Annotated in this window: 21 protein-coding genes; 10 read left to right on the top strand and 11 right to left on the bottom strand. The window is 70.1% G+C overall.

The window, feature by feature from the left end; translation table 11 throughout:
- Positions 1-31 precede the first annotated feature (31 nt).
- The 3 genes from BCF44_RS21745 to BCF44_RS21735 all read right to left on the bottom strand — a co-directional run bounded on the left by BCF44_RS21745 (position 32) and on the right by BCF44_RS21735 (position 3962).
- Positions 32-649, bottom strand: a complete 618-nt coding sequence (locus BCF44_RS21745; RefSeq protein WP_116176197.1) for a TetR/AcrR family transcriptional regulator — start codon at positions 647-649, stop codon at positions 32-34.
- Positions 650-775: 126 nt separating this feature from the next.
- A complete protein-coding gene (locus BCF44_RS21740) occupies positions 776-3271 on the bottom strand; it encodes an MMPL family transporter (protein ID WP_116176196.1) in 2496 nt (831 codons plus the stop codon).
- A gap of 55 nt (positions 3272-3326) precedes the next feature.
- Positions 3327-3962: a helix-turn-helix domain-containing protein gene (locus BCF44_RS21735; RefSeq protein ID WP_116176195.1), complete on the bottom strand. Its 636-nt coding sequence runs from the start codon at positions 3960-3962 to the stop codon at positions 3327-3329.
- Positions 3963-4086: 124 nt separating this feature from the next.
- Here BCF44_RS21735 and BCF44_RS54775 point away from each other — a divergent pair, with 124 nt between their 5' ends.
- The gene (locus BCF44_RS54775; protein ID WP_147328576.1) at positions 4087-4344 is read left to right on the top strand and encodes a helix-turn-helix domain-containing protein; all 258 of its coding nucleotides are present in this window, start codon (positions 4087-4089) and stop codon (positions 4342-4344) included.
- A gap of 77 nt (positions 4345-4421) precedes the next feature.
- Complete coding sequence (locus BCF44_RS21730) at positions 4422-4832, top strand: STAS domain-containing protein (RefSeq protein ID WP_116176194.1); 411 nt, start codon at positions 4422-4424, stop codon at positions 4830-4832.
- Here BCF44_RS21730 and BCF44_RS21725 read toward each other — a convergent pair whose 3' ends face one another.
- Positions 4833-5405 (bottom strand): TetR/AcrR family transcriptional regulator, encoded by a 573-nt coding sequence (locus tag BCF44_RS21725; RefSeq protein WP_116176193.1) that lies wholly within the window; start codon positions 5403-5405, stop codon positions 4833-4835. It lies immediately after the preceding gene.
- Between the two features lie 114 nt (positions 5406-5519).
- On the opposite strand from BCF44_RS21725, the gene BCF44_RS21720 reads away from it, so the two are divergent.
- The 4 genes from BCF44_RS21720 (at position 5520) to BCF44_RS21705 (ending at position 9727) form a co-directional block, all read left to right on the top strand.
- Positions 5520-5987 (top strand): (2Fe-2S)-binding protein, encoded by a 468-nt coding sequence (locus BCF44_RS21720; RefSeq protein WP_116176192.1) that lies wholly within the window; start codon positions 5520-5522, stop codon positions 5985-5987.
- A complete protein-coding gene (locus BCF44_RS21715; RefSeq protein WP_116176191.1) occupies positions 5974-6936 on the top strand; it encodes an FAD binding domain-containing protein in 963 nt (320 codons plus the stop codon). The genes BCF44_RS21720 and BCF44_RS21715 overlap by 14 nt, the downstream gene beginning before the upstream one ends.
- Entirely contained in the window at positions 6933-9107 is a 2175-nt protein-coding gene (locus BCF44_RS21710) for a xanthine dehydrogenase family protein molybdopterin-binding subunit (protein WP_116176190.1), read from the top strand. Before BCF44_RS21715 ends, BCF44_RS21710 begins: the two co-directional genes overlap by 4 nt.
- Before the next feature lie 77 nt (positions 9108-9184).
- Positions 9185-9727 carry a DUF4232 domain-containing protein gene (locus BCF44_RS21705; protein ID WP_147328575.1) on the top strand — a complete coding sequence of 181 codons (543 nt, stop codon included), beginning with the start codon at positions 9185-9187 and terminating at the stop codon, positions 9725-9727.
- A gap of 15 nt (positions 9728-9742) precedes the next feature.
- Here the strand turns inward: BCF44_RS21705 and BCF44_RS21700 are convergent, their stop codons facing one another.
- The 5 genes from BCF44_RS21700 to BCF44_RS21680 form a co-directional block, all read right to left on the bottom strand.
- On the bottom strand, positions 9743-10750 hold the full coding sequence (locus BCF44_RS21700) for an ABC transporter ATP-binding protein (RefSeq protein WP_116176188.1): 1008 nt from the start codon (positions 10748-10750) through the stop codon (positions 9743-9745).
- On the bottom strand, positions 10743-11741 hold the full coding sequence (locus BCF44_RS21695; RefSeq protein ID WP_211353176.1) for an ABC transporter ATP-binding protein: 999 nt from the start codon (positions 11739-11741) through the stop codon (positions 10743-10745). The genes BCF44_RS21700 and BCF44_RS21695 overlap by 8 nt, the downstream gene beginning before the upstream one ends.
- A 61-nt stretch (positions 11742-11802) precedes the next feature.
- Positions 11803-12759, bottom strand: coding sequence for an ABC transporter permease (locus BCF44_RS21690; protein ID WP_116176187.1), 957 nt, complete (start codon positions 12757-12759; stop codon positions 11803-11805).
- Positions 12752-13651 carry an ABC transporter permease gene (locus BCF44_RS21685; protein ID WP_116176186.1) on the bottom strand — a complete coding sequence of 300 codons (900 nt, stop codon included), beginning with the start codon at positions 13649-13651 and terminating at the stop codon, positions 12752-12754. Before BCF44_RS21685 ends, BCF44_RS21690 begins: the two co-directional genes overlap by 8 nt.
- 58 nt (positions 13652-13709) lie before the next feature.
- The gene (locus BCF44_RS21680) at positions 13710-15326 is read right to left on the bottom strand and encodes a peptide ABC transporter substrate-binding protein (RefSeq protein WP_116176185.1); all 1617 of its coding nucleotides are present in this window, start codon (positions 15324-15326) and stop codon (positions 13710-13712) included.
- Positions 15327-16384: 1058 nt separating this feature from the next.
- Between BCF44_RS21680 and BCF44_RS21675 the strand changes: the two genes are divergently transcribed.
- The 4 genes from BCF44_RS21675 to BCF44_RS21660 all read left to right on the top strand — a co-directional run bounded on the left by BCF44_RS21675 (position 16385) and on the right by BCF44_RS21660 (position 19286).
- A complete protein-coding gene (locus BCF44_RS21675; protein ID WP_246015384.1) occupies positions 16385-17008 on the top strand; it encodes a LuxR C-terminal-related transcriptional regulator in 624 nt (207 codons plus the stop codon).
- A 95-nt stretch (positions 17009-17103) separates the two neighbouring features.
- On the top strand, positions 17104-17475 hold the full coding sequence (locus BCF44_RS21670; RefSeq protein WP_211353143.1) for a cupin domain-containing protein: 372 nt from the start codon (positions 17104-17106) through the stop codon (positions 17473-17475).
- A complete protein-coding gene (locus BCF44_RS21665; protein ID WP_116176183.1) occupies positions 17472-17798 on the top strand; it encodes an avidin-fold protein in 327 nt (108 codons plus the stop codon). The genes BCF44_RS21670 and BCF44_RS21665 overlap by 4 nt, the downstream gene beginning before the upstream one ends.
- Positions 17799-18041: 243 nt before the next feature.
- Complete coding sequence (locus BCF44_RS21660; protein ID WP_116176182.1) at positions 18042-19286, top strand: tryptophan 2,3-dioxygenase; 1245 nt, start codon at positions 18042-18044, stop codon at positions 19284-19286.
- A 54-nt stretch (positions 19287-19340) separates the two neighbouring features.
- On the opposite strand, the gene BCF44_RS21655 is transcribed toward BCF44_RS21660, so the two are convergent.
- Together BCF44_RS21655 and tsrT are read right to left on the bottom strand one after the other, a co-directional pair.
- Positions 19341-20618 (bottom strand): ATP-grasp domain-containing protein, encoded by a 1278-nt coding sequence (locus tag BCF44_RS21655; protein ID WP_116176181.1) that lies wholly within the window; start codon positions 20616-20618, stop codon positions 19341-19343.
- On the bottom strand, positions 20615-22339 hold the full coding sequence (tsrT, locus tag BCF44_RS21650; RefSeq protein ID WP_116176180.1) for a tryptophan 2-C-methyltransferase: 1725 nt from the start codon (positions 22337-22339) through the stop codon (positions 20615-20617). The genes BCF44_RS21655 and tsrT overlap by 4 nt, the downstream gene beginning before the upstream one ends.
- Between the last annotated feature and the right edge of the window lies 1 nt (position 22340).

The raw sequence follows: 22340 nt of genomic DNA, 5'->3' as shown, positions 1-22340 counted from the left end.
GTTCAGCATAGGAGGTCGCGGGTCGGGATTGTCAAGCGCGCCGGGGCGCGGCGAGCGCGTCCTCGTCGACGCCGAGTTCGCCGGCCATCTGGCGGATGAGCCAGCGCCGGATGTCGTCGTGCGACGGCCGCGCGAACTCCACCAGGTAGCGCACCGCGAGCCCATCGAGCAGCGCCGTCAGCCGGCTCGCCGCGCCCACCGGGTCGTCGGTGTGGAAGTCGCCGGCCGCGACTCCCTCGCCGATGAGCTCGGCGACCGCGTCGATCCACCGCTCCTGCAACTGCCCCAGCACCTTCGCCAGCGCACGGTCGCGCATGGCCGCCGACCACGCGTCGATCCAGATCTGCCAGCCGCGCGCCTCGCCGGTCGGCGCGTACCAGCTCAACGCGCCGAGCAGCCGGGCGATGGGCGTGTCGGCGTCGCGCACGACGCGTCCGAGCGTGGACAGATCCCGTTCCGTGGCCAGGATCAGCGCCTCCGCGATGAGGTTCTCCTTGGTGCGGAAGTGATAGATGATCAAGGATGCGCTCACGCCCGCCGCCTCGGCGACGTCGGCCACCCGCACGGCCGACATGCCGAGCAGCTGGATCTGGTTCAGCGTCTCGTTGAGGACCTCGACCCGCCGGTCCTGAGCACTCTTGCGCACCATCCGAGGAACTATGCCACCCCGGACCGGCCCGGCCGACCCGCCACGCTCACCGGACCGTGTTGCACTGTGGTTCAGCAACGCGAGCCCTGACCCGGGGATCGGACCGCCCCCGGGTCAAGGCCGATGTCAGCTCGACACCGTCTCGCGTTCCGCCTCCACGACCGGCTCGGCGCCCGGCAGCGGGTGGCTGCGCTCCAGCGCCGCGCCCTCCACATCCACATTGGGCAGCACCCGGTCCAGCCAGCGGGGCAACCACCAGACGGCACGGCCGGTGAGATGCATCAGCGCCGGCACCAGCAGCATCCGCACCACGAACGCGTCGAACAGCACGCCGACGGCCAGGCCCATACCCAGCGGCCGGACCAGCGTCAGCTCGGAGAACACGAAGCCGCCGAAGACCGACACCATGATGATCGCGGCCGCGGTCACCACGGCCCGGCCGTTGCGCAGGCCGGCGGTGATCGCCGCGCGCGCCGGCACGCCGTGCACGTACGCCTCCCGCATGCCGGACACCAGGAACAGCTGGTAGTCCATGGCCAGCCCGAACAGCACGCCCATCAGGATGATCGGCGCGAAGTCCAGCACCGGCCCGGGATCGTGCACACCGAACACCGCGGACAGCCAGCCCCACTGGTAGACGGCGACGACCGCGCCGAAGGCGGCGAACAGCGACAGCACGTAGCCGGCGGTCGCGATCAGCGGCACCAGCAGCGACCGGAACACCATGATCATGATCAGCAGGGACAGGCCCACCACCACGATCAGGTACTCGGGCAGCACTCCGGCCAGCTTGTCGGAGACGTCGATGTTGGCGCTGGCGGTGCCCGCGACGCCGAGGGTGATGCCCCCAGTGATGTCGCCGCGCAGCGCCGGCAGCGCCCGCAGCCGGGTCACCAGGTCGGCGGTGGACTGGCTGGTCGGGCCGTCGGCCGGGATCACCTGGAAGGCGAAGAAGTCCTTGCTGTCGGCCACTCCCGCCGGCGCGACCGCGACCACGTCCCGCTGCTGGCTCAGCTCGCGGGCAATGTCGACCTGCGCGGTGAGCACGTCGGCGGCGGCAACCGGCTTCGGCGCCTGCGCGGTGATCAGCAGCGGGCCGTTGACACCGGTGCCGAACTTGTCGGCGACGGTCTTGAACGTCCGGTACGCCGTGGAGTAGGTGTCCTGGGCCGAACCGTCCGGCAGCCCCAGCCGCATCGACAACGCGGGCGCGGCGATCACCAGCAGAGCCCCGATCGCCAGCACCGCGGTCACCACGGCGCGCCAGGTCGGCATCGGGCGCGGCGCCGGCTCGCCGTGCTCGTCCTTGCCGACGGCGGCCCGCATGCGCCGGGTCAACAGTCGCGTTCCGACCATCCGCATCAGGGCCGCCGGCAACGTGATCGCGACCAGCACCGCGATGGCCACGCACACCGCGGCGACGTCGCCCATCACGCCCAGGAACGGAATCCCGGTGACGTTGAGCGCGAGCAGCGCGACGATGACCGTGGCACCGGCGAAGACCACGGCGCCGCCGGCGGTCCCGTTGGCCAGCCCGATCGACTCGTGCAGGTCCATGCCACCGCGGAGTTGCCGCCGATGCCGGTTGATGATGAACAGCGAGTAGTCGATGCCGACGGCCAGGCCCAGCATGAGGCCGAGCACCGGCGTCACCGACGCCATGTCGACCACGCCGGAGAACGCCATCGCCCCGGCGACGCCGACGCCCACGCCGACCAGCGAGGAGATCAGCGGCAGCACCGTGGCCAGCAGCGTGCGCAGCATCAGCAGCAGCACCAGGGCCGCCACGATCAGGCCGGTGACCTCACCCGGACCGACCAGGCCGTTGGTGGACTGCGCGATCTCCGACGAGTAGTCGACCTGGACGCCCGGGATCGAGGCGGCGTCCAGCTTGTGGGCCACGCCGTCCTTGGCCTCCTGCGGCAGCGAGTACAGGTCGTCGCTGAACATCACGGCGCCGGTGGCGGCGGTCCCGTCGGTGGAGACGGTGCGGGCCTTCGAGGCGAAGTCGAGCAGCTGCTTGCCCTGCTCCAGCGGCTTGGACTTGGCCGCGATCTGCGCGTCGGAGGCGTCCAACTGCTTGGTCTGCGCGTCGAGCTGCGTCTGCTGCTGGTCGAGTTGCGCCGCGGCGGCGGGGTTGCCCGCGGCGGCGGCCTTCGCGGCGTTCAGCTGCTGCTGCGCGGCGGCCAGCTGCTGCCGTCCGGCCGCGATCTGCGCCTTGCCGTCGTCGACCTGCTTCTGGCCGTTGGCCAGCTGCTTGTGCTGGTCGGCGATCTGCTGCTGCACCGCGAACGGGTCAACGACGTCCCGGACGTGGTCGTGTCCCTTGAGGCCGGCCAACAGCGCGCTGATGTCCTTGCGCTGCTCCGCGGTGAACGGCTTGTCGTCGGCGGTCCGGAAGACGACCGTGCCGGTGCCACCGGCCAGGTTCGGCAGCTTGTCGGCGAGTTTCGCCGTGACGGCCGCGGTTTGGGTGCCGGGGATGCTGAAGGTCGAGGCCAGGGTGCCGCCCACGGTCAGGAAGGCGGTCACCGCCGCGGCCAGCGCTAATATCCAGAAACCCAGCACTCGCAAGGGATTTCTGGCCGCGAAACGGCCGAGACGGTACAACAACTGCGCCATGGCGGTGCTCCGGGGTCGCAACGGACAAGGTCGTGCAGGGAGTCGTGGGGAGGGCTCAGCCCAGGGCGCGGAAGCCGTCGCGCAGCTGGGCGATGAAGCGGTCGAACAGCTCCGCCCACAGCTGCCTGGTCTCCGGCGTGTCCGCGAGGCCGGACCGCACCGTCCAGCTCTTGTGCAGCACGATCAGGCCGCCGAGCAGGCTCGACACCAGGAGCTCCACGTCGAGCTCCGGCACGTCGGGATGCCGCCGGCTGGCCGTTGTCAGCAGCCGGTCACTGACGCTGAGCATGGTGTCGCGCACGATCGCCAGCACCCGCGCGTCCTGGTGCCCCATCGGACCGAGGATGTGGGTCAGCCGGATCATCGTGCCCAGCAAGTCGATCGACCGCAGCAGCGCGGCCAGGTCGTCGAGCAGCGCCGCGTGACCGCCCATGGCGGCCGGCGGACCGTCCATCTGCAGGCTGTCGACGGCCTCGCCGAGTATGTCGGTGCCAACTGCGATGAGCAGTTCCTCGGTGGAGTGGAAGTAGTTGAACACGGTGCGGCGCGACACCTCCGCCCGCACCGCCACGTCGTCCACCGACAGGCTCTCGACGCCGTGCTCGGCCAGCAGCTCGGTCGCCGCGCGGACGATCCGCCGCCGGCGACGCTCCATGCTGGCCGCCTCGCGGCCGTCGAGTGCCCTGCCCACATGTTTACACTAAGTGCAGTTCTGCACTCCGTGCAAGACTGGCCGACGTGGAGCGGGTCACACCCTTTCCAGGACCGAGAGCCCGGGGCCGTGCAGCGACTCGAGTGCCGGCTGCACGCGCCCGGTGGACAACAGCAGAAGGGCCAGGGCCGGGCCCGCGACCTGCGGACCGCGGCGCATCCCGGACCCCAGCGACGCCCGCGCCCGCCTGGTGACGGTCACCCCGAAGGGAATGGGCCTGGTGGAGCTCGGCATCCCGGTGATCCGCGCCATCGGGACCGCGTGGGAGAACACCCTCGGCCGGGCCCGCATGCGTCAGCTCAAGGAGACCCTCACCGCGCTACGCGCCATCACCGATCCGTTTCACGACGCCGACAGCTGAGCCGAAGGTTTCGCCGCGTCCGCCAGTGGCTACTTCTTTCCCAGTGCCCTGCCCACACTCACCACCAGGACGTCGCGATGATGAGCTCTCCGCAGGACATACCCGACGCCGCCCGGCGCGAGAGATGGCCGGATGCCGAGCAGGTCCTCGACGTCCGCCGGGAGACCGTCGGGGCGACAACGGTTCTCCGCTTCGTCGGGGAGATCGACACGGACACCGCTCCCCTGTTCCGAGCGCATCTCGCGAAGGCGCGGCGTAACACGACCGCCGCCACACCGCTGATCGTCGACCTCAGCGGCGTCACCTACCTGGCCTCCCCCGGCCTGTCGGTCCTCATCGAGGCCCACAACGAGCACCGACGCCTGCACACCCGCCTACTGGTGGTCGCCGGCTCCCGCGCCACCCGGGTTCCGATCATGACGACCGGCCTGCACGCGCAGCTGGACGTGGTCATCACGCTGGCGCAGGCGCTCCCGTCGATCACGTGATCACGGTCCGCCGCTGCGCATGCCGCGCCAGAGCAGGTCGGTCAGCGCCGCCGTCTGCCCACGCCAGTCGTCGGCGGGGCTGAGGTAGAGCAGCCCGGCCAGCCCACGCAGCACCGTCTCCGGCGCCAGGTCGTCACGGACGGTCCCGGCGGCGGCGTTCGCTTCCAGCAGAGTCGAGACCGCTGCCACCATCGCCCCGTACGCGTTGGTGGGCAGCTCCCCGCGAGACCTCCTCGCGACGGCCAGGGCGTCGGCCAGCCCCCGCTTGGTCATCATGTACTGCGCAAGGTAGTCGGTGATCCAGATCCGGAAGGCCGCCTCGGGCGGATGCGCGGCGAGCAGCCGGGGCACGACGTCCACGAGGTGCCGGACCTCGCGCTGGTACACCGCCAGGATGAGCGCCTCGGGCGTCGGGAAGTGGCGGTACACCGTGCCGACCCCGACCTCGGCCCGTTTCGCGATGGCGTTGAACGACAGCTCCGCCGAACGGGCCAGGGACTCCGCCGCCGCCGCGAGGATACGCTCGTGATTGCGCCGGGTGTCGGCGCGCCGTGGGCTGACCGATCCCGTCATCTTGCCCCTCCGGTCATCGGGAGCAACTCCAGGGTGCGAAGCGGATTCTAATCCGCTAGCGTCTACGGGGAACCGGACGGGTATCCGGTTCGGGCCGGCAACGAAAGAGATCCGGTGGACATCTCACTCGAAATCAACGGCAAGACCGAGCGCCTGAACGTCGAACCCGGCGTCACGCTGCTCGACGCGCTGCGCGAACGCGTCGGCCTCACGGGCCCCAAGAAGGGCTGCGACCGGGGCCAGTGCGGCGCGTGCACGGTGCACGTCGACGGCCGCCCCGTGCTCGCGTGCCTCACACTGGCCGCGACCGTGCGGCGGCCCGTCACCACGGTGGAGGGACTGTCCACAGAGGACTGCCTGCACCCGGTCCAGCGGGCGTTCGTCGAGCAGGACGCGTTGCAGTGCGGGTTCTGCACCTCGGGCCAGATCATGTCGGCGGTCGCCGCCGCGCGCCAGGACGTCGAGGACGTGCGGGAGTTCATGTCCGGCAACCTGTGCCGCTGCTCGGCGTACCCGAACATCGTCGCCGCGGTCCGGCAGGCGACCTCGGAGATGGCGGGGAGCGCCGATGCGACCGTTTGAGCTCACGGCGCCCGCGACGGTCGACGCGGCGCTGGCCACGCCGGGCACGTTCCTGGCCGGCGGCACCACCCTCGTCGACCTCATGAAGCTCAATGTCCTGACGCCCCAACACGTCCTGGACATCAACGAGCTCCCGTTACGGGGCATCGACACCTCCGCCGGGCTGCGCGTCGGCGCGCTGGAGCGAATGGCCGACATCGCCGCGCACCCCGGCGTGTACCCGGCGATCTCCCGCGCCCTGCTGCTGAGCGCGTCCCAGCAGCTGCGCAACATGGCCAGCATCGGCGGGAACCTGTTGCAGCGCACCCGCTGCACCTACTTCCGTGACGTCGCGATGCCGTGCAACAAGCGCGAGCCCGGCAGCGGTTGCCCAGCCGTCAACGGCGCCAACCGGATGCACGCCATCTTCGGCGCCAGCGAACACTGCGTGGCGACCCATGCCAGCGACGTCGCGGTCGCCCTGGTGGCGCTCGACGCCGAGATCCGGCTGGTCAGCGAGGACGGCGAGCGCGTCGTCGCGCTGCGCGACTTCTACCGTCAGCCCGGGGACACGCCGGACGTCGAGAACGACCTCCGCCCCGGCGAGCTGATCACCGAGGTGCACGTGCCGCGCAAGGACTGGGCGGCGCACTCCACCTACGTCAAGGTGCGGGACCGCCAGTCGTACGAGTTCGCCCTGTGCTCGGCCGCGGTCGCGCTGGACGTCCAGGACGGGCGCATCGTCGACGCCCGGGTGGCGGCCGGCGGCGTGGCCACGGTGCCGTGGCGACTGCCCGCGGTCGAGGAGTCGCTGCGCGGCAAGCCGGTCGGCCTCGCGTCGTTCGAGGAGGCCGCGTCGAAGGCGGTCGACACCGCCGAACTGCTGGCCGGCAACGCCTTCAAGGCGTCGCTGCTCAAGCGGACGATCGTCCGCGCGCTGCTGGAACTCACCGAGGGAGGCCTTCGATGACGAGTCGGGTGGACGCGCCGCTGAAGGTCACCGGCCAGGCGCGCTACGGGGCCGACCACAACTTCCCCGGCATGGCCTACGGATACCTCGTGCTCAGCACGATCGCCCGCGGCCGGATCGTGGCCATGGACGTGACGGCCGCGAAGAGCGCCCCCGGCGTGCTGGGCGTGTATTCGCCGTTCGACCCGCTGGAGCTGCACGCGGTGAGCACGCCGATGCTCGGCGAGACGTGGGTTCCGTTGCAGGACGACCAGGTCGCGTACTACGGGCAGGCGATCGGCTTCGTGGTGGCGGAGACGTTCGAGCAGGCCCGCGACGCGGCGATGCTCGTCGAGGTCTCCTACCAGGCGCTGCCGGCCGCGACCTCGATGGCCGACGGCATGGCCACCGCCGAGGACGCGCCGCCGTCGCGGGACGGCTCGCCGTCGTCGCTGGAGATCCTCGCCCCCGGCGTGGAGTCCATCGACGAGGCGTTCGCGGCGAGCCCGGTCGTCGTCGAGGCGACGTACAGCACCGCACCGCAGAACCACGCCGCGATGGAGCCGCATTCCGCGGTCGCCGTGTGGGGGGACGGCGGCGTGACCGTCTACAGCGGGAACCAGGGGGCGATGCTCCAGGTCATGGAGCTCGCGGCCGCGCTGGGGGTCGGTCCGGAGCGGGTGCACGCCGTGAACCCGTTCGTCGGCGGCGCTTTCGGTGGCAAGGGGCGCACCTCCGCGCCCGCGTTCCTCGCCGCCGCGGCGGCCCGGGCGCTCGGCCGTCCGGTCAAGGCCGCGCTGGCCCGCGAGCAGGTGTTCACCGCCACCGCGGGCCGCGCCGCGACCGTCCAGAAGCTCACGCTCGGCGCCGACCACCAGGGCACGCTGATCGCGATGCGCCACGACTCCTGGTGCAGCACGGCGATGGACCGCTCCTTCGTCGAGCCGACCTCGCACGGCACGTCGCGGGAGTACTACGCCACGCAGAATCTGGCGCTGAGCCAGAAGATCGTGCCGCTGAACCTGCCGCCGACCACGTTCATGCGGGCGCCGGGCGAGGCGCCCGGATCGTTCGCGCTGGAGAGCGCGATCGACGAGCTGGCGGTCGCGCTGAACATGGACCCGATCGAGCTACGGCTGCGGAACAACGCGACCGCGCCGGTCGGCAAGGACCTCCAGTGGTCGAGCAAGCACCTCGACGAGTGCTTCCACGTCGGCGCGGCCCGGTTCGGCTGGGCGCAGCGCACGCCCCAGGGCCGCACCGACGGCGACTGGCTCGTCGGGATGGGCGTGGCCAGCGCCCTGTTCCCCGCGCTGCGCTTCCCGGCCTCGGTCGAGATCACGCTCCGCGCGGACGACACCGCGGTGGTCTCGACCGGCGGGTCCGACCCGGGAACCGGCCTGCTGACCGTGCTGTCCCTGGTGGGCGGCGAATCCCTGGACATCGCGGCGGACCGCGTCACGCCCCGGCTGGGCGACTCCGCCTACCCGCCCGGCGGCATGTCCGCCGGTTCCACCGCCACCGCCAGCGCGAGCACCGCCGTCATGATCGCCGCCACCCAGGTGATCGACGACCTGCTCGGCCTCGCGTCCGCGCCGGACGCGCCGTTCCACGGCGTCGAGGTGTCGTACGAGGGCGGGCGCGTGCTCGGCGGCGGCCGGTCGCTGTCGTTCGGCGAGCTGCTGCGCGCGCTGGACCGTGAGTCGCTGTCCGCGACCGGTTCCTCGGCCCCCGGCGACGAGTACACCAAGCATTCCTTCAGCTCGTTCGGCGCCCAGTTCTGCGAGGTCCGGGTGCACCGGTGGACCCGCGAGGCCCGGGTGTCGCGGATGCTCGGCGTGTTCGACGCGGGCCGGATCATCAACGAGAAGACCGCGCGCAGCCAGATCGCCGGCGGCATGATCTGGGGCGTCTCGGCGGCCCTGCACGAGGCGCTGGAGTTCGAGGCCGGCGGCCGCCCGGCCAACGCCGACCTCGCGGGCTACCTGGTGCCGGTCAACGCCGACATCCCCGACATCGACGTGCACTTCCTGCGATACCCGGACACCCTGCACAACGCCGTCGGCGCCAAGGGCATCGGCGAGATCGGCACGGTGGGGATGGCCGCGGCCGTCGCCAACGCGGTCTACAACGCCACCGGCATCCGGGTCCGGCACATCCCCATCACCATCGAGGATCTGCTGATCGACTGAACCCATCTGGGCCGTCATGGCAGAGTTGATCAGGTGAAGGCCGGCACCTTCTCCTGATCGGCTCTGCCATCTTCCTGGTGGGCTGCTCGACCCCCGCGCCCGCGCCCCAGCCGACGCCGACGACCACCAGCACCACCGCGGAGCCATCGCACGGGCCGGTGATCTCGCTGGGCCCGGGCGACGCGGCCATGGGGCTGCGGCTGGTCCCGATCCGGCTCGGCAACTGCGGCACCGCGCCGTTGACCGTGACCGGCTACCCGGCGCTGCGGGTGCTCGACGAGGACCACAAGCCGATCGACGTCAAGGTGAACAACGGCGCCGACTCGGTGGCGCTGGTGCCGAGCCTGCAACAGCCGCCGACCACGATCACCCTGGCGCCGGGCCAGCAGGCCGAGGCCACCGTGCTGTGGCGGAACCTCGTCACCGATTCGACCGTCGTCGCCACCAGCGGCACGTACTTCGACGTCGCGCCGGGCGACGGCCAGGCCTGGCAGACCCGCAAGCCCGACGGCCCGATCGATCTCGGCAACACCGGCAAGCTGGGCGTCAGCCCCTGGACGGCCGGTTCGGGTCCGGCCGACTGCCAGGCGCCCGACCAGGTCCAACGCACCGGCCCGTAAGTCCGCGGTGGGCACTCACGCCGAGGTCGGCACGATCCGGGGACGCTCCTCGGCGAAGTGGCAGGCGCTCGGATGGCCCAGCCGGTCCACCAGCGGCGGCTCCTCCTGCGCGCAGAGGTCCTGGGCCTTCCAGCACCGCGTCCGGAACCGGCAGCCGGACGGCGGATCGACGGGGCTGGGCACGTCCCCGGTCAGCCGGATCACTTCGCGCCGGCCGCGCTGCTCGGGATCGGGCAGCGGCACCGCGGACAGCAGCGCCTGGGTGTAGGGATGCGTGGGGTGCTCATAGATCTGGTCGTCGGTGCCGATCTCGACGATCTTGCCGAGGTACATCACGGCGACCCGGGTGGACAGGTGCCGCACCACGGACAGGTCGTGCGCGATGAACACGTACGACAGGTCGAACCGGGTCTGGAGCTCGCCGAGCAGGTTCATCACCTGGGCCTGCACGGACACGTCCAACGCGGACACCGGCTCGTCGCAGATGATCACTTTGGGCCGCAGCGCGAGCGCGCGGGCGATGCCGATGCGCTGCCGCTGCCCGCCGGAGAACTGGTGCGGGTAGCGGTTGATGTGCTCCGGGTTGAGCCCGACCAGCTCCAGCAGCTCCTGCACCCTGCGCCGGCGTTCGCCCCGGGGCGCGACGTCGGCGTGGATCTCGTACGGCTCCCCGACCAGGTCGCCGACGGTCATCCGCGGGTTCAGCGAGGTGTACGGGTCCTGCAACACGATCTGGACGTCCCGGCGAAGCCGCCGGAGCTCCTGCCCCCGCAACGAGAAGATGTCACGGCCCTCGAACGTCACCGACCCCGAGGTGGCCCGTTCCAGCCGCATCAGCACCTGCGCGAGGGTGGACTTGCCGCACCCCGACTCGCCGACCACGCCGAGCGTCTCGCCCCGGGCCAGCGAGAACGACACACCGTCGACCGCCCGGACGTGCCCGACGGTGCGCTTGAACAGCACGCCGACCTGCACCGGGAAGTGCTTGACCAGGTCGGTCACCTCGAGAATCGGCTCAGACACGGTCCATCAGCTCCCCGGTGAAGTGGCACGCGCTGGACCGGGCGGCGTCGAGCGGCACCGGCTCCGGCACCTGCCGCCGGCAGATGTCCTGCGCCAGCCGGCAGCGCGGGTGGAACGGGCAGCCCGGCGGGATGTCGGTCAGGCTCGGCGGCAGGCCCTTGATGGTGTTGAGCTGCTGTCCCTTGAGGTCCAGCCGGGGCAGGGACTCCAGCAGCGCGACGGTGTACGGGTGACCGGGCCGGCGGTAGATCTCCCGGGCCCCGCCCGACTCCACGATCCGGCCGGCGTACATCACCGCGATCCGGTCGGCCACCTCGGCGACGACGCCGAGGTCGTGGGTGATCAGCACCAGGCCCATGGCCCGCTCACGCTGGATCTCCGCGAGCAGGTCCATGATCTGCGCCTGCACGGTGACGTCGAGCGCGGTGGTGGGCTCGTCGGCGATGAGCACCTCGGGGTCCAGCGCCAGCGCCATCGCGATCATGACACGCTGCCGCATGCCGCCGGAGAACTGGTGCGGGTAGTCCCCGAACCGCCCGGCCGCGTGCGGGATCCTGACCTGCTCCAGCAGCTCGATCGCGGCGGCGCGGGCCTGGGCCTTGCCCATGCCGCGCCGCAGCCGCAGCTGTTCGGCGATCTGGAAGCCCACGGTGAACACCGGATTCAACGCGGACAGCGCGTCCTGGAAGATCATCGCGATGCCCTCGCCGCGCACCATCCGACGACGCTCGGCGGACGCGGTCAGCAGCTCCTCACCCTTGAACGTCACCGAGCCGCCCGTGACGAACGCCGGCGGCGTGTCCAGGATGCCCATGATCGCCTGCGCGGTGACGCTCTTCCCGGATCCCGACTCCCCCAGCACCGCAAGGGTTTCGCCGGCGTTGACGTGGTAGGAGACGCCGTTGAGCACCTTGGCGACGCCGTCGCGGGTGCGGAACTCCACCTGGAGCCCGAGCACCTGCAGCAGCGATTCGTCCTGCGCGGCGGCGATCTCCTGCGGTGGCACGAATTCCCCGGACTCTCCGTCGTACACGGTGGACAATGCCGCCCTCCTAACGGGACTTCGGGTCGAAGGCGTCGCGGACGGCGTCGCCGAGCATCACGAACGCCAGCACGGTGATGCTGACGAACGCGGCCGGGAAGAGCAGCATGTGCGGCGCGACCGTGAAGTAGTCCTTGGCATCACTGATCATCACGCCCCACGACACGACCGGCGGCCGCAGGCCGATGCCCAGATAGGACAGCGTCGCCTCGGCGCCGATGTTGGCGCCCAACGAGATCGTCGCGTACACCAGCACCGGTGCGACCGTGTTCGGCAGCAGGTGCCGCACGATGATCCGGAGCGGCCCGGCGCCGAGGCCCCGCGCCGCCTTGACGTAGTCCTGTTGCTTGGCGACGAGGGTGGCGGCGCGCATGATGCGCATGGCCACCGGCCAGGACAGCACCGCGATGGACAGCACCACCTGCGTGACGATCCGCACCTCGCCGGGATTGCTGCCGGGCGCGTTGAACGTCATCAGGATGACGATCGCGCCCAACACGAACGGCATCCCGGCGAAGATGTCGGCGAACCGGGACAGCACGCTGTCGGTGAGCCGGCCGTGGTAGCCGGCGAGGATGCCGACGATCCCGCCGATGACCACCGCCCCCACGGTGGACAGCACGCCGACCAGCAGCGAGGCCCGCGTCCCGTAGATCACGCGGGCGAACACGTCGGACCCCTGCACGTCGTAGCCGAACCACGCCTGCCCCGACGGGCCCTGCCGCACGCGGCTGAGGTCGGCGGCGTTCGGGTCGACGTGCGTCCACAGCCAAGGGAAGGCCGCCATCAGCACGACGATCAGGATGATCACCATCGACACCACGAACGTCGGCTTGCGGCGCAACTCGTGCCAGGCGTCGCCGCCAAGGCTGCGCGGCCGGTCCTGGCGCCGTCCCGAGTCGTCCCGGCCGAGGTCGGCGCCGGGTTCCAGCATCGGCTCGCCGGCGGCCACCGTTGGGTCACTCATAGCGGATCCTCGGGTCGAGTACGGCGTAGAGGAGGTCGACGACGAGACTCATCACGAGGTACACCAGCACCAGCAGGGTGACCACCCCGGTGACCACGACCCCCTGCTGCTGTTGGATGTTGGTGAACACCAGGCCGCCGATGCCGCGGATGTTGAACACGCCCTCGGTGACGATCGCGCCGCCCATCAACGCCCCGAGGTCGGTGCCGAGGAACGTGATCACCGGGATCACCGAGTTGCGCAGCAGGTGCACGCCGACGACCCGGCTGGTGGGCAGGCCCTTGGCGATCGCGGTGCGCACGAAGTCGGCGCGTCTGTTCTCCGCGATGCTAGTCCTGGTCAGTCTGGAGACGTACGCCATGGACAGGCTGCCCAGCACGATGCCGGGCACGATCAGGTCGACGAACGAGGTGCCGCGCGGGGTGCCAAACAGGCCGCGCAGGATGTAGCCGGTGACGAACACCGGCAGCGAGATCAGCATCAGGGTGGCGACGAGCACCAGGTTGTCGGCGAAGCCGTTCTTGCGCAGGCCGGTCAGCACGCCGGCGGTCATGCCGACCAGCGCCTCGATGACCAGCGCGACCACCGCGAGCCGGACGGTGATCGGGTAGGCGTTGGCGATGAGCGTGCTGACGTCGGTGCCGGAGAAGGTCTGGCCGAAGTCCCCGGTGAACAGCCGCCCCAGGTACTTGACGTACTGGACGAACAGGTTGTCGTCGAGGTTGAACTTCGCGCGCATCGCGGCGACATAGGCGGGCGGGCACGGCCGCTGGCCGCACTTGCCGGCGAACGGGTCGACCGGAATGGCCCAGACCAGCGTGTAGATGATGAACGTGGTGCCGAGGAAGACCGGTATCAGCTGGAGCAGCCGCCGCAGCACGTAGCGACCCATTCGAGCTCCTCACGAGGTGGCGGGAGCCGGCCGGCGCGGCGGCCGGCCGGCTTCCGGTTCAGCTGGTCGGCGCGAGCCGGAACGACGAGACGTCGGGCTGGCGCTTCCAGCTCAGCTTGGCCGCGCTGAGCCGGCTGGAGTAGCCGCCGGTGCCCTTCTCGTTCCACAGCGGGATCTTCGGCAGATCCGCCTCGACCAGCTTCTCGGCCTGCTGGTACAGCTTCACGGCGGCGTCCTTGTCCGCCGTCGAGTCGGCCTGTGTGAGCAGCGCGTCCACCTTCGGGTTGGAGTACACCGCGTCGTTGGAGGAGGCCCCGGTCTTGAAGATCGGGTTGAGGAAGTCCTCGATCGACGGGTAGTCCGCGCCCCAGTCCGACCGCACCATGCCGGTGGCCTGGTGCGAGGTGATCATCGACCGGAACTGGCCGAAGCTCGCCTGCGGCACGAAGTCGCACGGCACGCCGAGCGTCTTGGCGATGCTGTTGCAGATCGCGGTCATCGCCTCCTTGTGCCCGCCGTCGGAGTTGGACGCGATGGTGAGCTTGCCGGTGAAGCCGGACTTCGCGAACAGCGCCTTGGCCTGCGTCGGGTCGAACTTGCAGTACGTGCAGGAGTTCGGCGTGTTGCCGTCCAGGTGCGCCGAGAAGAAGCTGGTCGCCGGCGTGTAGGCGTTGTTGAGCACCTGTTTGATGATGGTGTCGCGGTCGATCGCCAGCGAGATCGCCCGGCGCAGGTCCAGGTTGTCGTAACCCGGCACGTAGGACGGCAGCGCGACGGCGTCGATGTCGATCAGGCCGGCGTCCAGGTTGCGGCCCTGGAGGTCGGTCTTGTACTTGTCGCCGACCAGCGCGGCCGGCGGCATGAACTCCATGAAGTCCAGCTGGCCGGACTGGAGGTCGCTGTACGCGGTGTCCAGGTCGGAGTAGATCTTGAGGTCGAGGTCCTTGAAGTGGACCGCGTCCTGGCCCTGGTAGCCGTCGAACCGGGTCAGCTTGATGTCCTGGTTGGCGGTCTGCGAGACGAACTTCATCGGGCCGTTGCCGATCGGCTTCTTGGCGAAGCCGGCCGGGTCGGTGAAGAACGAGTCGGGCATCGGGTCGAAACCCTCGTAGCCGATCTTGGTGGGGAACACCGAGAACGGCGCGCTGAGGGTGACCTGGAACTCGTAGTCGCCGAGCACCTTCAGGCCGGACATCGTCTTCGCGGTCGGCTGCGCCTTGGCGTCCTCGGGGTGCACGTCGGAGAAGCCCTGGATCTGGCTGAAGAAGTCCGCGTTCAGCTGCGCGTTGGGCCCGTAGGCCGCGTAGTTCCAGGCGTCCACGAAGTTCTTGGCCTTGACCGTGGTGCCGTCGTGGAACTTCCAGCCCTGCTTGATCTTGATGTCGTACACCTTGGCGTCCGAGGAGGTGATCGAGTCGGCCATCAGGTTGTACGGCTTGGCGGTGTCGGGGTCGTAGCCGACCAGTCCCGCCCACAGCTCGTCGAGCGCCTTGATGCCGCCGGCGTCGTTGATGTTCCCGGGCGTCAACGGGTTCTGCGGTTCGGTCTCGTAGATGGTGACCGTGCCGTCGGAGTTGTCCGACGAGGCGGTCGAGCCGCCGCCTCCTCCGCAGCCGGCGGCCAGCAGAGCGACGGCGACCGGGAGTGACACCAGCGCAGCCTTCCGTATGAACATCGACTTCCTCCCTCAAGCCACATCATGGGCAGGCCAGTCACGCGATGTGCGGACATCTTGCCGATCGAGGCCGGTGAAAGTAAGCCACCAAACCGTCATGGCCACCGAGAAACGATCACAAAGACGTCACGAAGCGTGGCGCCGGACGGCCGGTGCGACGAACAGCGACCGGTCGCATGCGGTCGGCAACCGGCCCGAGGACCCTGCCGACGTCCGGGTCGACGTCGACTCGCCGGCCGGCGATGCCCTGATGTCCAGGTCGAGGCGCATTTGCCGATGGCCGCGCCGACAACTCGGGCAGGATCGCACCGCCGTTCGGCCGACGACGCCCGGCCGGCGATGCCGAGCGGGTCACTGTGCCCGCTCGACCGCCCGAAGATGCAGCCGCCGGTGCACGCCCGGCCGACCGCCGCCACTTCTCCGGAGCACTGACCCGACGCCGACTCGCATCGTCCCGACGCGTCGAAGCGCACTCCCCACTACGCCGATCGGCGGCCGAACCTACGCCCATGCCGCCTGATCACATCGAGGGTCGCCGTGCCCCGATGACCGCGAAGTCTTGCCCCAGAGGCCATCGCGCCCATCCAGTCAAGATCACCGCCGGATCCGCGGGTGATCACTCGACCCGGCCTCCGTCCTATCCGGACGCTGTCCGGGACGCGCACACGGCGGCGGCCCCAGCTGGCACGTCGCCCGACCGGGCACTCGGCGCGCGTGGACTCGGGGTGTCCATTCCGAACCGACGACCGGTGGCGCGAATTCGGCTCCGCCGATCAGGCAAGTATCGCTCGACTTCGTTGAGTCATCAACGAAACCGAGTCGACCACCCCCGAGGGAAAACCGCCGGTGCCCCATGATGCATCCATAAAGCCGTTGTGGCGGCTGAATTCTTCACTCAAGCTGGAAGATCGGGATGACACGCGGATTCCCGGAACTGTCCGATTCTCTGTGGGGAGAGAGACATGAGCCCTCAGGCGCGTGGTGCAGAGCTTCCAGATGAACAGGATAGCGTGCGGACGCTGGAAATAGTACCCAGTGTCACCGCTTCACTCTCCGTCGTGGTCGCCGACTCCCAGGCGGCCGCGCGGCGCGACGTCCGGTCGGTGCTCGAGCGCTCCGGCGAGGTCGTGGTGGTCGCCGAGGCCGACACCGCGCAGCGCGCGCTCGAAGCCGCAGCCAGACACAGACCTGACGTACTGGTGTTCGACCTCGACACGACCGAGATCTCCCGCACCGTGCTGATCGCGCAGTTGTTGCGGGTCGCGCCGGGCACCGGCGTGCTGGTGTTCAGCGCGTACGACGACGATGACGCGATCACGTCCGCGATCCACGCGGGTGCACGCGGTTACCTGGTGAAGAACGCCGGCTCCCGCCAGCTGCTGCGGACCATCCACGCCGTCGCGGCCGGCGACGTCATCGTGGGCAACACGGTGGCCGGCCGGTTCGTGGCCTCGTTGCGCCAGGAGCGCGGCCCGTACCCGTTCCCGCAGCTGACCGAACGGGAACGCGATGTGCTCGAGGGAATCGCCGCCGGCAAGTCCAACCTGGTGATCGCCCGCGAACTCTCGCTGGCCACCAAGACGATCAGCAACCGGGTGTCGGTCGTGTTCGGCAAGCTCGGCGTCGCCGATCGGGCCCAGGCCATAGTGCTGGCAAGGGAAGCCGGCCTCGGCCGTCGGTGACTCGAGAGATTTGCGTTGGCGCGCAGCGTGATTCCCCGCCGATGGGGAACGAATCCCCTATCGGCCGGGAAACCGTCGAGAATAGCCTCGACGGTATGGTGATGGGCGAAGTGGACTTCCGCAGGGCCGAGCACGAGAACCTGACCAGCGCGTACGGGCTGCATCTCAGGCTGCTCCAGCCGTGGGCGGGCCTCGACGCGCCGTTCCGCGGCGCCTGGTGCCTGCTGCGACCGGGTGACGCGTCCGATCCGCACAGCCACCACGAGCACGAGATCATGATCGGCATCGCCGGCCATGGCGAGCTCGTCGGCAACGGCCGGCGCGATCCGTTCGGCGCCGGCGACATCGTGCGGCTGACCGCCGGCGTCGAGCACCAGCTCGTCAACGAGGGCGAGCAGGACTTCACCTACTACGCGATCTGGTGGGACCACGCCATGTCCGAGGAGTTCCTCGGGCGGCGGCCGTGATCAACTACGACGGCCGGCGGTTCCGCAAGCCGGGCAGCGACACCATCGCCCTGTACCACCAGGAGAACGACGTCGTGTGGGTGGAGTTCGCCGGCGGGCCGGTGCGGCGGGGGTCGATCACCGGGTCCTGCCGTCCGGACGGGACACTCCACATGGGATACACGATGGTGCTCGCGGACGGCGATGTCATCTGCGGGCGCACGGTAAACACCCCGGAGATCGGCGTGGACGGCCGAATCACGCTGCGCGAGGCTTGGGAGCGTTACGGTCCACACGCGGCGACCGGGATCTCCCACATCGTGGAGGTGACCGACCAGCCGTGAGAACGGCCACCGGGTAGGCCATTCCCCACCCGGTTCGCGGAACCACGAGCGGCGCCGACCTCGGTGCCAGCACTTCCCGCCGCACGCGCCGCCGGCCGGTGTCCGGCGGCGCGCGGACCTCGCCGGCCCCGACCTGCCTGCCGTACCACGGCGTCAACCACCCCGCGACAGGTGGAGATCCAGCGCCGGCTCGCCCCGGACACGGTCCTCCCCTTCGCCCGAGGCATCGGATCGTGACGACACATGTTCACAGCTGAGGTACAGTCCTGGCTCCACGCGCCGGACCCGAAGAGATTTCCCTACGACGCCGTCGTGCGCCACTTCCACAGCGTAGGCAAGCATTTCGTGCCGACGGAGCTGCTGGACCTGCTGGCCGAGGCCCGCGACCGGCTGCCGACGCTGCGCGGGCCGTGGACGCATGTCCGGACGCTCTCGGCGTTCCTGTCCACGGCGCTGGACAAGCCGGACAAGCAGTACGACTACCCGACCTACCTGGCGCTCTCGCTTCTTCCACTGCCCGCTGTGGACGATCCGATGGACCAGGCGCCGTTCGCGCGGTCCCGCTGTGACCGGCTGACCGTGCAGCTCATCGCCGACACCCTGGCGTTCGAGATCGCCGCCGGTGACCGCCGCACCACGCTGTTGCCCCAGATGCGTCCGAGTGCCGAACTCGTCACCAAGCGGTGCAAGCACGGCCTGCGCGCGATTCAGCCCGCGCTGCGCCGGCTCAGCCTCGACCGCGGCCTGTCGGCCACCGAACCCGTCGCCCTGGCCAGACAGGTGTGCTCGGTCGTGCGGGCCGACATCGCGTTCGCCGAGCAGCAAGCCCTGGACCTCAGCGTGCTGCCCGTCCACACCGCGCACGACGAGTACATGTTCCTCCGCGTGCTCCAGGCGTTCGAGACCACCTTCGCCCTGCTTGCCGTGCAGCTGCGCGGTGTCGTCGCCGCACTGTCCGAATTGGACGTCGACCGCGCGGTGCATTTCCTGACCACGTCACGCGCCGCGCTCGCCGAGTCCGCGCCGCTGTTCTCCATGCTGGCCACCATGCAGGTCGAGTCGTTCCGCACGTTCCGGCAGTTCACCGACGGCGCGAGCGCCATCCAGTCCCGCAACTACAAGCTCGTGGAAGCCCTGTGCCGGCAGCCGGACCGGCTCCGCGTCGACTCCCCCGCCTTCCACTCCGTGCCCGACGTGCGCCAACGGGTGCTCGCCGGGCACTTCGTCTCGCTCGACGAGCGGTACCGGGCGGTGCGGGGCGATCTTTCCTCCGCGGACCGGGATCGGCTCACCGGTGCCATGAAGGAGTTCGCGCGGGCCATGCTGCGGTGGCGGAACACCCACTACCGGCTGGCGGTCCGGATGCTCGGCGAGGCGTCAGGCACCGGTTACACCGAGGGCACGCCGTACCTGCAGGCCGTGCGGACGATACCGGTGTTCGAGACCGTCGCCGTCGACGAGCAGGAAAGTCCGGCCGGGCGACGTTGAGACAAGACTGAACGCCGTGCGAACCCTGGTGGTCCGCACGGCGTTCGAGTGGCATCACCGCGCCGCGTCGGCGACGGAACGCTGCGGCTGCACGTCGATATCGATCATCTCGGCGGCGACTTCCGCCCGGCGGAGGGCCTCGGCCGCACTGCCGCCGGTGGCCATGACAATGGCGGCGCGGTCCCATGAGCTGCGCAGACCGGTGACCTTGTGGCCGGCGGCGACCATCACGTCGGCGAGGAAGACGCCGGGGGCCTCCCGCGCGGCCTCGACTCCGTTGATCGAATCGACGGTGCCGGGCTCGACGGCCACGAACCGGACGGCGGCGCCGCCTCGCGCCTTCGACGGCATCGGCGCCGACGGCTGTCGGCCCTTCATGATCTCGAAGTACGTACGCAGCAGCGGCACCGGATAGGCTCGCTCGATGATTTCCATGATCCCGTCTCCCGGGCACCGCCCGGCGCATTCCACCAGGTGCGGCACGCCGTCGGCGACGATCCACTCGCAGTGCACGATCCCGTCCCGGAAGCCGGTGACGTCGACGACCCTGGCGGTCTGCGCACCCAGCGTCGCGGTCAGCGCGGGCGGGATGTCCGCCGGCACGAGGTGCGCCAGCTCCACAGGGCGCGATCCGGGGAACAGCTGCTTGGCCGTGACGTTGGCGAACACCGGCTTTCCGCGCTGCACCAGCATCTCCACGCTGTACTCGTCGCCGGCGACATACCGCTCGACGAGCATCCGCAGCTCGACGGCCCGATCCGGCACGAGGATGCCCTCGTCCTGGGCGACGCAGGCCAGCCACGCCCGGAGCACGTCGTTCGGGTCGTAGATCACCTGCGTGCCGACGGAAGCCTGCCGGTTGGCCGGCTTCAACACGACCGGGCCAGGGTGCTGACGCATGAACGACAGCACGTCCGCGGGGCTGTGCGCGGGCGCCATCTCCGGATTGCGCACGCCGGCGGCCGCGGTGACCTGACGCAACAACGCCTTGTCCCGCATGATGTTCGCGGCGCCGAGGCTCGCGCCCGGCAGACCGTACCGCTCGGCCAGCCGGGCCGCGAACGGCGTGGCGTACTCCAGCAGCGGCACGACCGCGGCCGGGTCCAGGTCCGGGTGGGCGTTGTAGAACTCGTCGGCCCGGCCGACCACGCAGTACTCCCACTCGATCAGCTCACGTAGCACCGTCGAGCCGGCGAGCTTGCCGCGCACGTCCCGCTTGCGCACCACGTCGGGCTCCTCGACGAGGATCACCGAACCCGGCGGCTGGAACTCGACCAGCGCGGCCATCACCGGCGTCACGAATCCGACGACGACAACGGGCTTGTCCGTCATGGCCTTCCCCCTCGGAGGTCTCTCGGTTGTCGATCGCCGCGCTCCGCGGCCCGCCGCAGAATGTCCTCCCGCTCCCGCCAGTGCGCCCAGAACGCCCCGGTGTACCCGAGCGCGGTGAGGCTGGTCAGCAGCGGATTGTCGGCGTAGTTGCTGTCGATCTCGCTGGCGCCGGACATCGTCGGCAGCATCACGCGGTGGTGGTCGGCCGGATCGACCAGCTCCCACAGCAGTTCCACCGAGCGGCGCCAGCGGCCGGCCGGATCGGTCACGGTCCCCTCGTCCTCGACCAGGTCCGGCGAGAAGTAGCAGACGAGCCGGAACTCGCCGTGCTCGTCGAAGAAGAACTGCCGTTCGTACTCCACCACGCTGGCACACTTGGCCAGCGGCTTGAGCACGATCGGCCCGCTGGCGGCGTTGGACTGAAGTCCGGGCAGCGTGCGCACGCCGTCGCACCGCCGCGCCATCTCCTTGCCCAGCGGGTGATGCGGGAACAGCCGCAGGCCGAAGCCGAAACTGGTCACCGTGGCGTCCAGCGCCAGAAACGCCCGGACGCAGTCGGCCATGCTCTCCCGGGTCTCGCCCGGCATCCCGAACAGCGCCTCCACCATGGTCTTGATGCCGTGGTCGTCACACAGACGCACCAGCTCGGCCACGTCCTCGAACGCGTAGTAGTTGGTGCCCTTGCCGGTGACCTTCCAGTCCCGCAGCATCTCCGGCCGAACGTGGTCCGCGCCGACGTTCACACCGCGACAGCCGGCCGCCGCCAGCAGCGACGCGAACTCCTCGTCGAACGGCGTCGGCTGGCAGTAGATCCACAACCGGAGCCGGTTCAACGGATTGCCGCCGTCGCCGTGCTTGCGCCGGATGATCTCGCGCAGCACGTTCTTGGCGTGCGCGATGGACAGGTTGAACTCGCTGTCGGTGGTGTGCTGGTCGAGGATTCCCTGCGCGCACAGGGATTCCATCTCGTCGACGACGGCTTCGACGTCGCGCCGCGCGAACCGGGTGCCCTTGGCGTCGGGCTCGACGCAGTGGGCGCACCGGAACGTGCAGCCGCTCTTGGTGAGGATGCCCGCCATGCCACCCCGCCGGTAGTACTCCAGATTGTCCACTTTGTACCTGTGGCCGGACCGCCGCACGTACCGGCCGGCGGTCTCGACCTGCCACACCCGGTCCTCGTCCTGCCCGCCCGGCGACAGCGTCACCGTGCGGGCGAGCACGGCGGGCGGCACCCGGGTGACACCGTCGGCGGTGTTGCGGATCAGGCCGGCGACCGTCGCCGTGTCGCGGCCGGTGAGCAGGGCGTCGGCCAGGTCGCGGATGATGTGCTCACCGGGGCCCTTGACGCCGTAGTCGATGCCGAAGTAGTCGACGAGCGCGAACGGCATCACCGAGAACCCGATGCCGCCGACGACGATCGGCGCGCCGGTCAGCCGCATGATCTCGGTGACGATCTCCTTGTGCTCGCCGAGGAACGGCCGCTGCTCCAGCCCGCTGCCGGTGTCGAGGTTGCGCACCGACACGCCGACCAGCAGCGGCTCCCGGACGGCGAAGTACTCGGCGAACAGGGACTTCCAGTCCTCCCGGTGGAAGGTCACGTCCAGCACCTCGACCTCGAAGTCCGCCGACTCCAACGAGGTCGTCAGCACGTCGAGCGCGTACGGCGCGATCGGCGGGTGGACCTTGTTGGGGTTGACCAGAACCACCAGTCCCCGGCTCATC

The organism is Kutzneria buriramensis (assembly GCF_003387475.1).
Classification (GTDB): Bacteria; Actinomycetota; Actinomycetes; order Mycobacteriales; family Pseudonocardiaceae; genus Kutzneria; species Kutzneria buriramensis.
Note: the sequence above shows the minus strand (reverse complement) of the source record. Positions and strands in the feature narration are given on the sequence as shown.